The sequence below is a fragment of the Rhodococcus sp. AW25M09 genome (assembly GCF_000333955.1).
Classification (GTDB): domain Bacteria; phylum Actinomycetota; class Actinomycetes; order Mycobacteriales; family Mycobacteriaceae; genus Rhodococcoides.
The window spans coordinates 72,664-86,817 of the sequence record NZ_CAPS01000084.1; the positions used below are offsets into that span (position 1 = coordinate 72,664).

The following is a 14,154-nucleotide window of genomic DNA, read 5'->3' on the forward strand; positions in this document are numbered from 1 at the left end:
ACGGTACGGTTGCCGGATGAACGTGTGGAAGGCTCTCGGTCTCGCTGGGATGGTCGGTGTCGCGGCCACCGGGGCGTTGGTGGTTCGATCCGAGCGCAAACGGCGTGCCTATGCGCCCGAGGAAGTACGCGATCAGCTGCACCGGCGATTCGCGGCCATCTCGGGTGAGCCGAATACGGCACCTGCTCCCCCGCTCTCGCGGGGGCAGCAGCTTCGCAGCGCACTGCGGTTCAGCCGAGCGCGCTGAGGATCCGCGAGGCCAACTCTTCGATCTCGGCGTCCGTCATGACGAATGCCGGTGAGATCTGCATCGCACCCTGACCGGCGGCGCGGCCGGAAACCCCATGCGCCCGAAGTGTTTTGACGAAGGGCAACGCCTCCGCCGGGTCGGCGAGCTGGACGGCAGCCACCGCACCGATTCCGCTGCGGATCTCCGCCACTCGATCGTGCGCAGCCAGCGGTGCGAGGTGAGTATGCAGTGCGGCTTCGATGCGCTTGGAGTGTGTGAGCAGGTCCTCGCGCTCGATGATGTCGAGGTTGGCCATCGCCGCGGCGGCCGCGCCTGCGTGCCCGCCGTAGGTGTACCCGTGTCGCCACCAGACTCCGCCCGCGAAGAACGGTTCGGCGATCTTCGGTGCGATGAACACCGCACCCATGGGTACATATCCGGATGTCAGACCCTTGGCGGTCGTCATCAGGTCGGGTTCGAGCTCGAAACGAGTCGAGGCGAACCAATTGCCGCCGATGCGACCGAAACCGGTGACGACCTCGTCGGCGACGAAGAGCACATCGTTGTCGCGACAGATCTGCCGAACCTCGCGCAGGTAGCCTTCGGGCGGCAAGTACACCCCGCCTGCTCCGATCACCGGCTCGCAGAAGAAGGCGGCGACGTTCTCGGCACCGACCTCTTCGATCAGTGCCAGCAGTGATTTCGCGTCGTCCCACGCCACCGTCCTCGCGTCGGACATGAGCTCGCCGTAGTGCTCCTTGTTCACCGGAATTCCGGCCAGCGCGGTGCCCGCGACGTGCATGCCGTGGTAGGCCTTCTGCCGACCGACGATCAGCTTCTTGGACGGCTGTCCCATTTCTACCCAGTAGCGACGCGCGAGCTTGGCTGCGGTATCGATGGAGTCCGAGCCACCCGAGGTGAAGAAGATCTTGCTTCCCGGCACCGGTGCGATGGCAGCGAGGCGATCGGCCAGAGCCAGCGTCGTCTCGGGAACGAAGTCACCGAAGTTCGAGTAGTGGGCGATCGAGCTCAACTGCGTGGCAACCGCATCGGCGATCTCGCGGCGGCCGTGGCCGACGTTGGTGAACCACAGTCCTGCCGTGGCGTCGAGGTACTTCGTACCCTCGTTGTCGAAAATGTAGGCACCCTCGCCTCGCGAGACGACGAACGGGCCACTGGCGGTGACATTGCCCATGTCGGCGAAGCCGTGCCACAGCGCGGAAGTGTGTGTGGTTCCAGTCGAGGCGGTTCGCCCGGCCGCTGGATCGAGGTCAGAAGACATGCGGTACAGACTAGTGGAATCCCATCCGATCGAGACAGATCCGTCGCGAAACTTGGTCGAACGTCAGGTCATCTCGGTGGGATGGTCTCACTCCCAGCCTGCGAGATGGGTGACGACGAGCTCGATGGTGATGTTTCGGGTGAGATCGCGCAGAGCTCTACGCTCTTCGGTATCCCACGTATCCATCAGTGCAGCAGCTATTTTCCGCTCCAGATCGGTTCGCGCTTCTCCAGGAAGGCCATGATTCCTTCCAGCGTGTCCTGGGAGGTGGTCAAGCGCGCGAGGGCCTGCTCGGTGAGCTCCCACCCCTGCGCCTCGGTGGGAACGGTGCCATCCACCATGCCGCGCGCGACGCTCTTGCTGGCTTGCACCGCCAACGGGGCGCAGGCAGCGATGGTGTCGGCCATCTCGAGAGCTGCCTCCAGGACGTCGGTTTGCGGAACGACACGGTTGACCAGGCCCCACCGCAAGGCGTCCTGGGCGCTCAACGCCGTCCCGGTCAAGAGCAGTTCCAGAGCGATTGCGCGCGGGATCGCCTGGACCAGTCGGAACACACCGCCGGCTCCGGCGATCAAGCCGCGCTTGACCTCCGGCAAACCGAATGTCGAAGTATCCGCTGCAACAACGAGATCGCCCGCGAGAGCGAGCTCCGTGCCGCCGCCGAGTGCGCTGCCGTTGACTGCCGAGATGATCGGTTTGGTGATGTGATGCTTGACCACCCCGGCGAAACCCCAGTGCGCGGTGTCCCGTGGAGTCACCCCCTCGGGTCCGGCGGTGCCGAGCGCCTTCAGGTCTGCACCGGCGCAGAATGTGGCGTGGCCGGCCCCGGTCAACACCACTACCCGAATGTCGTCGGTGGCCTGGGCATGCTCCCACGCTCGACCGAGTTCGCCATGCACCTCGGCGTTGATACTGTTCGCCGCCTCGGGCCGGTTGATCGTAACCAGAAGCGTGTGCCCTCGCGTCTCGGTCAGAACGACATCGGTCATGCCTCTACCTCTTCCTTCAATGAGATCGTAATGTGACCGCCACTGTCGGTGACGGTGATCGGAGCGCCGACCAGAGATCGATCTCCCCCGTGGGTCCCACGAACCAAAGCCGCCGCATCATCGGCATCCGTGTGTCCCGCGATGCGCGATCCGTCCGGGGTCGACGCAATGACCAACCCTGATTTCGGATTACCATCTCGGTCGAAATCGACTGTTGCGGTCTCGATTCGGGCTTCACCGCGGTAGTCGTGCACGACGGCAGGGGCGTCGGCGGGCAGCAGGAACGGGTCAGGGGCACCGATGTACCCGTCGCGGTGTTGCAAGCGGGAAAGAAGGACGGTGTGCTGGTAGGTCAGATAGCCGCCGTTCGCGTGCACCAATGCGGGCCTGTCGTCGCCGCTGCGCAGCAACCGGGTCACCTCGGCGATCGCGTGGAGTGAGTAGCTGTTGAGAGGACCACCGAAGAACGAATGCCCGCCCAGCACACTCGGCACGGTGGATTCCGGTAGACCCAGGGTTTGGATCAACAGTTTCGGCACCACCGGAAAGCAGCTGTAGGCGTCGACGATGCCGAGTTCGTCCGCCGTAATCCCCGCTCCGGCGAGTGTGCGGTCGACGGCGGATGTCAGTGCTGCCGAACGTCCGAAATCGGTCCGCGCAAGTACATCGACCGGATCGGTCGCCCCTGCTCCGCCCCACAGGAAGACGAGGCGATCGTCGGCGACACCGAAATCCCGTGCCGCAGCCAACGAGCAGACGACGACTGCGGCAGCCTGGTCGACGAACGGCATCGCGTTCATGGTCAACGTATAGGTATCGCTGACCTGGCGGTTCTGTGGTCCGCCCGTCGCGATGTCGTCCGATGTTCGAACGGTCGGTATCCACGAACACGGATGCGCAGCAGCCAGTTCGGAGAACTGCGCATACATGCGGCTCGAGTATTCCCGCGACTGTCGAGGATTGTGACCGGTGTCGTGACTGAATCGGTTCTCGAACAACGGGTAGACCCGGGTCGGTGCGAAGATTCCGGCACGCTGCATCTCCGTGCTGCCCAGATCGTCTGAGGTGAAGGTGGGTGGCCCGCCCGGGGCGGTCAACCACCCCTGGGCAGCCGGATCCTCGCCGAGCTTCGTCAGCGCGGTCACCGATGCCTGCGCTTCACCACCGACGAGCAGCGCCACCGACGACGATCCCTCGGCGATTGTCGATCCGATGCGGTCGAGCAGCGCCGCCGGCCAGTGTCCGCCGATGGGACTCGTCCACGTTGTCGGCGCGTGAGCACCGATCCGTTCCGCAATCAGTTCGGGTAGTGCGTCGTAGGACCAGCTCGCCGTTTTCACTGCGTAGATGGAGTCGACGCTCGTTCCCAGACCGTCCACGCCGGAGTCGGCGAGAGCGTTCGCGACCGCATCCGCGATGAGCTCCAGCGGCTCGCGAGGTGGGGCAGGCGATCCGGCTCGTCCCGAGCGAACATCGGCCACGCCGACGATCACCGGAATTCTCGTGGGGTCTGTCATCCCTCGCACGGTAATACAGACATTAATTGTCCGCAATAGCACACGCCTCAGTCCGGTGTCGCTCCCAGCGAGCGCAGCACCGTGTCCACGATCCGCGCCGAATGGCGCGTGGGGTCCGACTGTTGAGCATCGGCGTGCGCCTGCGAGAACAGCGCTCGGGTGAGAATGGCACCTGTCACCAGCTCCAGAAGAAGTGTGATCGAGGTGCCCTCCGGCAGTTCACCCCTCCCGGTCGCGCGTTGGACGATCTGCCTCGTGGTGACCAATCGACTTCGATTGAGGGTGTCGGTGAGGTGAGAGAGAAGGTCCGGATTGACCATTGCGTCGAGCGCGACGCGAAGCGACACCAGGCCCGAAAGCTCGGCGTATCCATCGCCGAGCTGACGAGAAAGTTCGAGGAGATCACCACGAACCGTGCCGGTGTCGATCGGAGTCGACAACGGCGATCGCGCCTCCAAGGCCTGGACCAGCAGGTGTTCCTTGCTCTCCCACCGCCGGTAGAGCGCCGCCCTACCCACCTTTGCGCGACGCGCCACGGCGTCGAAAGTGAATCCACGCCAGCTGGTTTCCCAGTAGACCTGCAGGACTGCGTCGTAGACGCGGTCCTCCAGGTCCACATCGCGGGGCCTACCGGGCCCGCGCTGTCGCTCCGATGACATTCGCGAATTATCGCATTCCCGACGTCCGAGCGGATCCGCCCGAGCCATCGCCCCCGATCCCGCCGGGCAGGCCCGGTGATGTCCTCGAGGCGGAGCCATCCGTCGACGCGCGAACCGCACGCCATGGAACTGCGGTTCGGCTCGTTCTCGTCAAGAGCCCTACCCAGCAGTGGAGTCCGATCCGTACCTCCACCGTCCCGCCAGCCGCCCGACGGCGTCGACCGTCAAGGCCATCAATGCGAAAGCGACGAGGAGAACGAGCAGTCCCACACCCAGCGTCGGATACCCCTGACTACGGGGATCGAGGAACGGATAGGGATACCAATCGACGAACGGCCCGCGAATCAGGGTGTAAGTCCCGTAGATCAGCGGGAACAGCAGCCAGGTGAGGCTGCGGGACTCGGAGATCCGCCGCCGCGAGGGAGCAAGAATCCAGTCGAGGAGCATGATCACCGGCATGATGCGATGCACCACGTTGTTGGTCCACGGATCCGCGACCCCCACATCGATGTTCGAGAGCAGCACCGCGTAGATGATCCCGGTGATGACCATGTAGAGCGTCACGGCTCCACGGAAAAGCTGCCACCCTGCCGACCGTGGATCGATCGCGCCTCCCACGGTCAGCACCAGCACCGTCAGCACGTTGCTGATGACGGTGAAATAGCTGAAGTAATTGACCAACGAGAAGGTCGGCGCAGCAAGACCGTTCAGAACGATCGAGACCAGCGCCGCCGCGGTGAGCGCAGCGAACAGCACCCGCATCGTCCTGATCGGTACCGGCGTTCGGGGCTCGGCAGTCACATCGTGCGAGATGCTCATACCGCGATCCTGACACAGTGGAGACCGGCATTCACGGTGGTTGCGTCGAAACGGATATCCTGGTGCGAGTATGTCTACCTCTAATTCGTCCGGTCAGCGTAAAGCCCTCGCCACCCGTCTGGCTCACGTCACCATCCGCGACGAGAACCGGCTGCGGCGGCGACTGGACAAGGCCCGCACCGACGACGCATTCGCGGCCCTCGAACGTGATGTCACGCGCGCGGAGGCCGTGGTCGCGAACCGTCGAGCCGCCGTTCCCACCCTCGATTTTCCCGAGTCGCTTCCGGTCAGTCTCCGCAAGGACGACATCTCGGCCGCCATCGCCGCGCACCAGGTGGTGATCGTCGCCGGCGAGACCGGATCGGGTAAGACCACGCAGATTCCCAAGATCTGTCTCGCTCTCGGTCGCGGCATTCGGGGGTCGATCGGACACACTCAACCTCGACGACTCGCTGCCCGCACGGTGGCCGAGCGCATCGCCGAGGAGGTGGGCGAGCCACTGGGTGAATCCATCGGCTACAAGGTGCGATTCACCGATCAGTCCTCGGACTCGACGCTGGTGAAGTTGATGACCGACGGCATCCTGCTGGCCGAGATCCAGCGGGACAGGCTGCTTCGCCAGTACGACACCCTGATCATCGACGAGGCGCACGAGCGCAGTCTCAACATCGACTTCATCCTGGGCTACCTGGCGCAGCTTCTCCCCCGGCGACCGGATCTGAAGATCGTCATCACCTCGGCGACGATCGACCCGGAACGATTTGCCCAGCACTTCGCCCGAGACGGGGTGCCCGCCCCGATCATCGAGGTCTCGGGACGAACGTTCCCGGTCGAGATGCGCTATCGGCCACTGACCGTCGACGCCGGGGACACGACGATCGATCTCGACCCCGTGGACGCGACCTGCCAGGCCGTCGACGAACTCATGGCCGAAGGCGACGGCGACATCCTGGTGTTCCTCTCCGGTGAACGCGAAATTCGCGACACCGCCGATGCGCTCAACGACCGCAATCTTCGCAGTACCGAAATCGTTCCGCTGTACGCGAGACTGTCTGCGGCCGAGCAGCATCGTGTGTTCTCACCGCACTCGGGCCGACGGGTGGTGCTCTCGACGAACGTCGCGGAGACGTCGTTGACTGTCCCCGGTATCCGCTACGTGGTCGACCCCGGTACCGCTCGCATCTCGCGATATTCGTTGCGTACCAAGGTGCAACGACTACCCATCGAACCGATCTCCCAGGCGTCGGCGCGGCAGCGAGCGGGGCGCTGCGGCCGCGTCGCCGACGGCATCTGCATCCGGTTGTACTCGGAAGAGGACTTCGAGTCGCGGCCGCAGTTCACCGAACCCGAGATTCTGCGGACGAATCTGGCATCGGTCATCCTGCAGATGACCGCACTGGGCCTGGGCAAGATCGACGCGTTTCCTTTCGTCGAGCCACCGGACCCACGCAGCATCCGAGACGGAATCGGGCTGCTCGACGAGCTCGGAGCGTTGAAGCCGGCCACCAAGGACGGCACTGCCGAGCTCACCCCCATCGGCCGGGAACTCTCGGCGTTGCCGGTCGATCCCCGGATGGCACGAATGTTGGTCGAGGCCAACGGCAACGGATCACTGCGCGACGCTCTGGTGGTGATCGCAGCCCTGTCGATCCAGGATGTCCGGGAACGGCCCGCCGAGCATCAGCAGGCGGCGGACGAAAAACACGCCCGCTTCGCGGTCGAGAACTCCGACTTCCTGGCCTACGTCAAGCTCTGGACCTATTTGCGGGAACAGCGAAACGAGCTGTCGTCGAACCAGTTTCGGCGCATGTGCCGCACCGAGTTTCTGCACTACCTGCGAATTCGCGAGTGGCAGGACCTACACGGCCAACTCCGTCAAATCACCCGTGGGCTCGGCTGGACGGTACCCGACGCCGACTCCACCGAAACTGCTCTGCACCAGTCACTGCTGTCCGGATTGCTTTCGCACGTCGGACTCAAGGAGGGTGACAAGCGAGAATTCCTGGGTGCGCGCGGGGCGCATTTCGCGATCTTCCCCGGCTCCGGCCTGTTCAAGAAGCCGCCGCGCTGGGTCATGGCCGCCGAACTGGTGGAGACCGGACGGCTCTGGGGCCGCATGGCCGCCCGTATCGAACCCGAGTGGGCCGAACGACTCGCACCACACCTGGTCAAGCGGACGTACTCGGAGCCGCACTGGTCCATCAAGCGCGAATCCGCGATGGCCTACGAACGAGTGACGCTCTACGGCATCCCGTTGGTGACGCAACGACCGGTCGGTTACCACCGAATCGACCCCGAGGCATCACGGGAGCTGTTCATCAGACATGCTCTGGTGGACGGTGAATGGAAGACTCAACACGCGTTCTTCCACAAGAACAGAGCACTGCTCGACGACGTCGGTGAGCTCGAGCATCGCGCTCGGCGACGCGACATAGTCGTCGACGACGACGCTCTGTTCGACTTCTACGACGCCCGCATCGCCGCGGAGGCGGTCTCGGCGCGACACTTCGACACGTGGTGGAAGAAGGCCCGCAGGCAGGATCCGACCCTTCTCGACTTCACCACCGACACCGTCGTCAACTCCGACGCGGCCTCGGTGCTCACCGGTGCGTATCCCGACGCCTGGAGACAGGGCGAGATCCAGTTCCCACTGACCTATCAGTTCGAGCCCGGCACGGCCGCCGACGGCGTCACCGCACGCATTCCGATTGCACTGCTCGCTCAGGTCCAGCCGGTGGGCTTCGACTGGCTGGTTCCAGGGATGCGCGCGGAATTGGTGACGGCGCTGATCAAGACGCTCCCGAAGGCACTGCGTCGCAACGTCGTTCCCGCACCTGACTTCGCTGCCGCGGCACTGGCGGTCATGAAACCGCGAGCGGAAACTCTGGTGACGGCCTTGGCTCGCGAGCTCTCCCGAGCTGCCCAATGCCACATCACCGCGAAGGACTTCGACGTCACGGCGCTGCCCGAGCATCTGAAGATGACGTTCGCGGCCGTCGATCCCAACGGAAAGGTGTTGGGCAGCAACAAGAATCTGACTGCTCTGCGCTCCAGCCTGTCGGGCGAGGTCGGTCGTCAGGTCGCGAGCGCGGTCGGTGACGCCGAGCGCGCGCCGTCGCTGGCCTGGACCTCGAGCACTCTGGGACGATTGGAGGCAACCGTCACCCGGGACGTGGGCGGACAGAAGGTCACCGGCTACCCGGCGTTGATACCGGAAGGACCTGGAGTTGCGGTCCGTGTTCTGAGCACCCCCGCCCAGCAGCGTGCAGCGATGCGCTCGGGAACGAGAGCTCTGTTGCTCTCGACGGCACCGAAGGGAACCAAGGCACTGCTGGCCGGTCTGCCGACCGCGGAACGTCTTGCGCTCGGACAGAATCCGTACGGTGGCGTCGACGCGCTGCTCGAAGAATGTCGAGTTCTCGCGGTCGAGGAAGCAATGGACGCCCATGGTGGCCCGGTTCGCGATCCGGAGGCCTTCGAAAAACTCCGGACACTGGTCAACGCCGAGGTCCCTCGGCGTACCTCGACAATTCTGGCGCTGGTGCGCCCTGTGCTGACGGCAGCTCTGACGGTGTCTGCGCAGTTACAGTCGTCGTTCGGTGAACCCGCCGACGATGTTCGGGAACAGCTACAGGGCTTGATCTTTCGCGGTTTCGTCACCGAGTTCGGTTCTCGCAGACTAGCAGACCTGCCGCGCTATCTTGCTGCAGCGACGAAGAGGTTGGCCACGCTACCGAGCAGTGCAGGCCGAGACGCCGCTGCGATGGATGTTCTCGATCGCGTCTACGCCTCGTATGGACGGCTGCTGGATTCGCTTCCGGAGGGCAGAAGGAACAGTGCGGGTGTCCAGGAGTTGTTCTGGATGATCGAGGAGTTGCGGGTAGGACTGTTCGCACAAGGAATTCGAACGGCGTACCCGGTGTCGGAAAAGCGTATCGAAAAAGCGATTTCGGATCAGTCCCGCTGACCGAGCGCTGACGTCAGTCGATGTCGGCGGACTCTCGGTGCTTGCGTAGCTCGTGTATTTCTTTCTCGAAGTCCTCGGCCGAGCTGAACGAGCGATACACCGATGCAAACCGCAGATAGGCAACCTCGTCCAGATCTCGAAGTGGACCCAGGATGGCCAACCCCACCTCGTTGCTGGGGATCTCGGCGGAACCGGCGGCTCGGATGGCATCTTCGACCTGTTGAGCCAGTAGGTTCAGCGCATCGTTGTCTACATCCCTGCCCTGACAGGCCCTGCGGACTCCCTTGACGACCTTCTCGCGGCTGAACGGCTCGGTCACTCCGCTGCGCTTCACGACGGCAAGCACTGCGGCCTCGACCGTGGTGAAGCGTCGTCCACATTCCGGGCAGGAGCGACGACGCCGGATTGCTTGCCCCTCGTCCATTTCACGCGAGTCGACCACGCGTGAATCGGGGTGCCTGCAGAACGGGCAATGCATGAGGGAGCCTCCGTCGTAGCCGATGCTCCGACGTCGAACATGCGTGTCGGAGCAGTCAGTCGAGGATACTCAGTCTTTCCGCGCACGATGGGCCGGTGGTCATCTGCCGGGTGCGTACTCGACGACCGCTCCGTTGTGGACCTCGACCACACCTGGCGGCTGCACGCCGGCATCGGTCGACGCGGCGCGGAGGTTCGCGATGCCGATCAGGCCACCGGCCACCACAGCGACTGCCAGCACCCACAGAACCATCGATCGCATTCGCACCGGCTGACTCGCGAAGTGCGCGGACGTGCTGTCGAACTCGCGATCCGCCTGTTCACGATCGGTGACGTCGGTCCAGGACGGATCGAGAACCGGCAGGCACGGAGTGGTCGGCAGACGACGCACGGTGCTGGCGCTCTGAAGCGAAGGCCGGGCCCGGCGACGACGCTCGACCACAGTGGACCGGGTACGTGCAGCTGCGGCGGTGGGGCGATCGGTGATGATGGTCATCGGAACCTCGTCTTCGCTCGTTGGATCGTTCGTCGGATCGATTGTTCGATCAGGCGTTCGATGGACGCTTGTTCGAAGTTCTATCACGAGCCTCCGACAAAGTCTGTAGAAAACGCGACACGAGTCGAACAGATGTTTGATTCAACAGCTGATACACGCTAGATTCGTGTCAGAAACCACACGCCACACGAGTCGACACCATCAACTCCAGTCCGCGTTGACCGAACCACGCAGACCGGATCCAGGACACCAGCAGGAGGCCGACAGCATGAAGGACCAGACCTCGACGAGGTCGACTACGGGTTCCACGACCACGGGTTCCAAGACGACGGCCTCCAAGCCCCCGGCGGGCAAGCCGGCCGCGGAACCCACGCCCAAGGCGATGGAAGTCGGCACCGACATCAGTGCGGGGCTGACCGAGCGACAGCGGAAGGTGCTCGAGGTCATTCGGGCGTCGGTCACCGAGCGCGGATATCCGCCGAGCATTCGAGAGATCGGTGACGCGGTGGGCCTGACGTCGACATCCTCCGTTGCCCATCAGCTGCGCACTCTCGAACGCAAGGGCTTCCTCCGACGCGACGCCAATCGTCCTCGCGCTGTCGACGTCCGTGGACTCGACGAGGTGCAGGCCGATCAGGCCGCCGCCGCGGTGGACGGTTCGTCCGAAGAGCAGGATCGGTTGCCGACTCCGACCTTCGTGCCAGTCCTGGGCCGGATCGCCGCCGGCGGTCCGATCTTGGCCGAGGAAGCCGTCGAGGATGTGTTCCCACTCCCCCGTGAGTTGGTTGGTCAGGGGTCACTGTTCCTGCTCAGGGTGGTCGGTGAATCGATGATCGACGCGGCGATCTGCGACGGCGACTGGGTAGTGGTTCGGCAACAGTCCGTGGCCGACAACGGAGATATCGTGGCGGCGATGATCGACGGCGAAGCCACCGTCAAGACCTTCAAGAGGACCAAGGGCGAGGTGTGGCTGCTGCCGCACAACCCTCTGTTCGAGCCGATTCCCGGTAACAATGCCGCCATCCTCGGCAAGGTCGTCACCGTGATGCGCAAGCTGTAGCCGAGCGCACGCAGTGACACGTGAAGGGCCGCAGCACAGATGTGCTGCGGCCCTTCACGTCGGTCGGGTTGTACGGATCAGAGGTTCAATCCGCGGCCGATGATTTCCTTCATGATCTCTGTGGTGCCGCCGTAGATGGTCTGGACGCGAGAATCCATGTACGCCTTGGCAATCGGGTATTCCTTCATGTAGCCGTAGCCGCCGTGCAGCTGCAAGCACCGGTCGATCAGCTTGACCTGGTTCTCGGTGGTCCACCACTTTGCCATTGCGGCTTCTTGGACGGTCAATTTCTCGGCATTGAGCAGTTCGATGAACTTGTCCACCATGATGCGAGTGGCAGTGGTCTCGGTTGCCAGCTCCGCCAACACGAAGCGGGTGTTCTGGAACTTGCCGATCGATTTTCCGAAGGCCTTGCGGTCGCGGCAGTACTGAATCGTCATGTCCAGTGCCGATTCCATGGCCGCCGCTGCGACGACGGCGATCGAGAGCCGTTCCTGGGGCAGGTTCTGCATCAGGTAGATGAAGCCCATGCCTTCTTCGCCGAGCAGGTTGGCGGCAGGTACGCGCACGTCGGTGAAACTGAGCTCGGCGGTGTCCTGGGCCTTCATGCCGATCTTGTCGAGATTGCGGCCACGCTCGAACCCGGGCATGTCGCGCTCGACGACCAGCAGGCTGAAGCCCTGTGCGCCCTTCTCGGGGTCGGTGCAGGCCACGACGATCACCAGATCGGCGTTGATTCCGTTGGTGATGAACGTCTTCGAACCGTTGAGGACCCAGTCGTCGCCGTCACGAACGGCTTTGGTCTTGATGCCCTGCAGGTCGCTGCCGGTCCCCGGCTCGGTCATCGCGATCGCAGTGATCAGCTCACCCGAGCAGAATCCTGGGAGCCAGCGCTGCTTCTGCTCGTCGTTCGCCAAGTCGATGAAGTACGGCGCGACGACATCGTTGTGCAGGGTGAAGCCGATGCCGCTGTAGCCGCCGCGGGTCGTTTCCTCGGTGACGATGGCGTTGTAGCGGAAGTCCTTGACGCCTCCGCCGCCGAACTCCTCCGGCGCGGCCGTACCGAGGAAGCCCTGCTTGCCGGCCTCGACCCACACGCCGCGGTCGACGATGTTCTGCTCTTCCCACTTCGCGTGGTTGGGAGCTACATGCTGTTCGAGAAATTTCCGGTACGACTCCCGAAACAGCTCGTGCTCGGGCTCGAAAAGTGTGCGTTCCACGCAGATCTCCTTGTTCGGTGCATACCGACGTCGATCTGTGAACACATTCCGATCGCGGTCGTCGGTACGACTGACGTCACGAACCAACACTACGTTCGCGATGTCGCGGTGGTCGATGACCAAAACGCGCGCGATCCGTGACCGACTCCACTAGCGTTTGCGGTTGCCTGCGCCCTTCGCGAGCGCGGACACGACCGGATAGCCGAGAAGGATTCCGAGCGAACCCCAGGCGATTCCGCCGAGTTCGACCGATCCGACCGACAGCGTCAGGTCGCCGATACCCGCGACGAGGGCTGCGGCGACGACGATGAGGTTCACCGGATCGGCGAAATCCACCTTGGCGTCGGTCCAGATGCGAACGCCCAGGAGTCCGATCAGTCCGTAGAGAACCAGCGTCGCTCCCCCGATGACGCCGTCGGGAACCGTGAAGATCAGGGCACCGAACTTGGGCGAGAACGCCAACACGATCGCCGTCAGAGCCGCGACCCAGTACGCCGCTGTCGAATACACCCGGGTCGCAGCCATGACGCCGATGTTCTCCGCGTACGTGGTGGTTCCGGAACCACCACCTGCTCCGGCCAAGGTGGTCGCCAGTCCGTCGGCGATCAGGGCGTCACCTGCGACGTCGTCCAAGTTCTTGCCGGTCATCGCGGCCACTGCTTTGACATGTCCGACATTCTCGGCCACGAGGACGATGACCACCGGCAATGCCACCAGGATCACCGACAGCTCGAAGGTCGGCCCACGAAACTCGGGCAGACCGATCCAGCTCGCAGCGCTCAGTGCATCCAGACGCGGTTGCGCGATCCCGCCGGTGACGGCGGCGAACACCCAGCCGACCACCACACCGAGCAAGATCCCGAGACGGCCGAGCAGTCCCGGTCCGACGGCCGTGGCCAGCAAGATCGCGACCAACGTCACCGCAGCGATCAGCGGCTGCGCCTCGAACGACGTCGTCGCGGCCGGTGCCAGGTTCAACCCGATCAACACCACCACTGCGCCGGTCACCACGGGCGGCATCGCCGCGTCGAGCACGCGCTTGCCGGCGAACTTGACGACGAAGCCGATCACAGCCAGCACGACGCCGACGCACAGGACAGCCCCGAGCTGCGCGGCGGGACCGTTGGCCTGGGTGGCACCGAGCGGAGCCAGGAACGCAAAGGACGACCCGAGGTAACTGGGCACCCGACCCCTGGTGATGATCAGGAACAGTGCAGTACCGATGCCCGAGAACAGCAGTGTCGTCGATACCGGAAAGCCCGTGATGGTCGGCACCAGCAGCGTGGCACCGAACATCGCGACGACATGCTGCATACCGATCCCGATGGTGCGCGGCCAGGTCAATCGCTCGTCCGGCGACACCACCGCCCCGGCCTCGACGGTTTTTCCGTTGCCGTGCAGCGTCCAACCCAGATTTTTCATGATTCGAGCAGACTAAG

The 14,154-nt window shown here is 64.0% G+C and carries 12 protein-coding genes; 3 read left to right on the forward strand and 9 right to left on the reverse strand.

The window, feature by feature from the left end; translation table 11 throughout:
• Positions 1 to 16 precede the first annotated feature (16 nt).
• Complete coding sequence (locus tag RHODMAR_RS17225; RefSeq protein ID WP_042939667.1) at positions 17 to 247, forward strand: hypothetical protein; 231 nt, start codon at positions 17 to 19, stop codon at positions 245 to 247.
• Here RHODMAR_RS17225 and RHODMAR_RS17230 read toward each other — a convergent pair.
• The 5 genes from RHODMAR_RS17230 to RHODMAR_RS17250 all read right to left on the reverse strand — a co-directional run bounded on the left by RHODMAR_RS17230 (position 231) and on the right by RHODMAR_RS17250 (position 5,495).
• Entirely contained in the window at positions 231 to 1,511 is a 1,281-nt protein-coding gene (locus RHODMAR_RS17230) for an aminotransferase family protein (RefSeq protein WP_008716861.1), read from the reverse strand. The two genes, RHODMAR_RS17225 and RHODMAR_RS17230, sit on opposite strands and share 17 nt — an antisense overlap.
• A 197-nt stretch (positions 1,512 to 1,708) precedes the next feature.
• Positions 1,709 to 2,500 carry an enoyl-CoA hydratase-related protein gene (locus RHODMAR_RS17235; protein WP_008716862.1) on the reverse strand — a complete coding sequence of 264 codons (792 nt, stop codon included), beginning with the start codon at positions 2,498 to 2,500 and terminating at the stop codon, positions 1,709 to 1,711.
• On the reverse strand, positions 2,497 to 4,017 hold the full coding sequence (locus tag RHODMAR_RS17240) for an acetyl-CoA acetyltransferase (protein WP_042939669.1): 1,521 nt from the start codon (positions 4,015 to 4,017) through the stop codon (positions 2,497 to 2,499). Before RHODMAR_RS17240 ends, RHODMAR_RS17235 begins: the two co-directional genes overlap by 4 nt.
• A gap of 47 nt (positions 4,018 to 4,064) precedes the next feature.
• Complete coding sequence (locus tag RHODMAR_RS17245; protein WP_042939671.1) at positions 4,065 to 4,676, reverse strand: TetR/AcrR family transcriptional regulator; 612 nt, start codon at positions 4,674 to 4,676, stop codon at positions 4,065 to 4,067.
• A gap of 159 nt (positions 4,677 to 4,835) precedes the next feature.
• Positions 4,836 to 5,495: a Pr6Pr family membrane protein gene (locus RHODMAR_RS17250; RefSeq protein WP_051048098.1), complete on the reverse strand. Its 660-nt coding sequence runs from the start codon at positions 5,493 to 5,495 to the stop codon at positions 4,836 to 4,838.
• Positions 5,496 to 5,565: 70 nt separating this feature from the next.
• Between RHODMAR_RS17250 and hrpA the strand changes: the two genes are divergently transcribed.
• Positions 5,566 to 9,462 (forward strand): ATP-dependent RNA helicase HrpA, encoded by a 3,897-nt coding sequence (gene hrpA / locus RHODMAR_RS17255; protein ID WP_008716870.1) that lies wholly within the window; start codon positions 5,566 to 5,568, stop codon positions 9,460 to 9,462.
• Between the two features lie 13 nt (positions 9,463 to 9,475).
• On the opposite strand, the gene nrdR is transcribed toward hrpA, so the two are convergent.
• Positions 9,476 to 9,940 (reverse strand): transcriptional regulator NrdR, encoded by a 465-nt coding sequence (nrdR, locus tag RHODMAR_RS17260; RefSeq protein ID WP_008716872.1) that lies wholly within the window; start codon positions 9,938 to 9,940, stop codon positions 9,476 to 9,478.
• A gap of 99 nt (positions 9,941 to 10,039) precedes the next feature.
• Entirely contained in the window at positions 10,040 to 10,435 is a 396-nt protein-coding gene (locus RHODMAR_RS17265) for a hypothetical protein (protein WP_008716875.1), read from the reverse strand.
• Positions 10,436 to 10,817: 382 nt separating this feature from the next.
• On the opposite strand from RHODMAR_RS17265, the gene lexA reads away from it, so the two are divergent.
• Complete coding sequence (gene lexA / locus RHODMAR_RS17270; protein ID WP_042939705.1) at positions 10,818 to 11,495, forward strand: transcriptional repressor LexA; 678 nt, start codon at positions 10,818 to 10,820, stop codon at positions 11,493 to 11,495.
• A 77-nt stretch (positions 11,496 to 11,572) separates the two neighbouring features.
• Here the strand turns inward: lexA and RHODMAR_RS17275 are convergent, their stop codons facing one another.
• Both RHODMAR_RS17275 and RHODMAR_RS17280 read right to left on the reverse strand, forming a co-directional pair.
• Entirely contained in the window at positions 11,573 to 12,715 is a 1,143-nt protein-coding gene (locus tag RHODMAR_RS17275) for an acyl-CoA dehydrogenase family protein (protein ID WP_042939708.1), read from the reverse strand.
• A 150-nt stretch (positions 12,716 to 12,865) separates the two neighbouring features.
• Positions 12,866 to 14,137: a uracil-xanthine permease family protein gene (locus RHODMAR_RS17280; protein ID WP_008716882.1), complete on the reverse strand. Its 1,272-nt coding sequence runs from the start codon at positions 14,135 to 14,137 to the stop codon at positions 12,866 to 12,868.
• Positions 14,138 to 14,154: the final 17 nt, after the last annotated feature.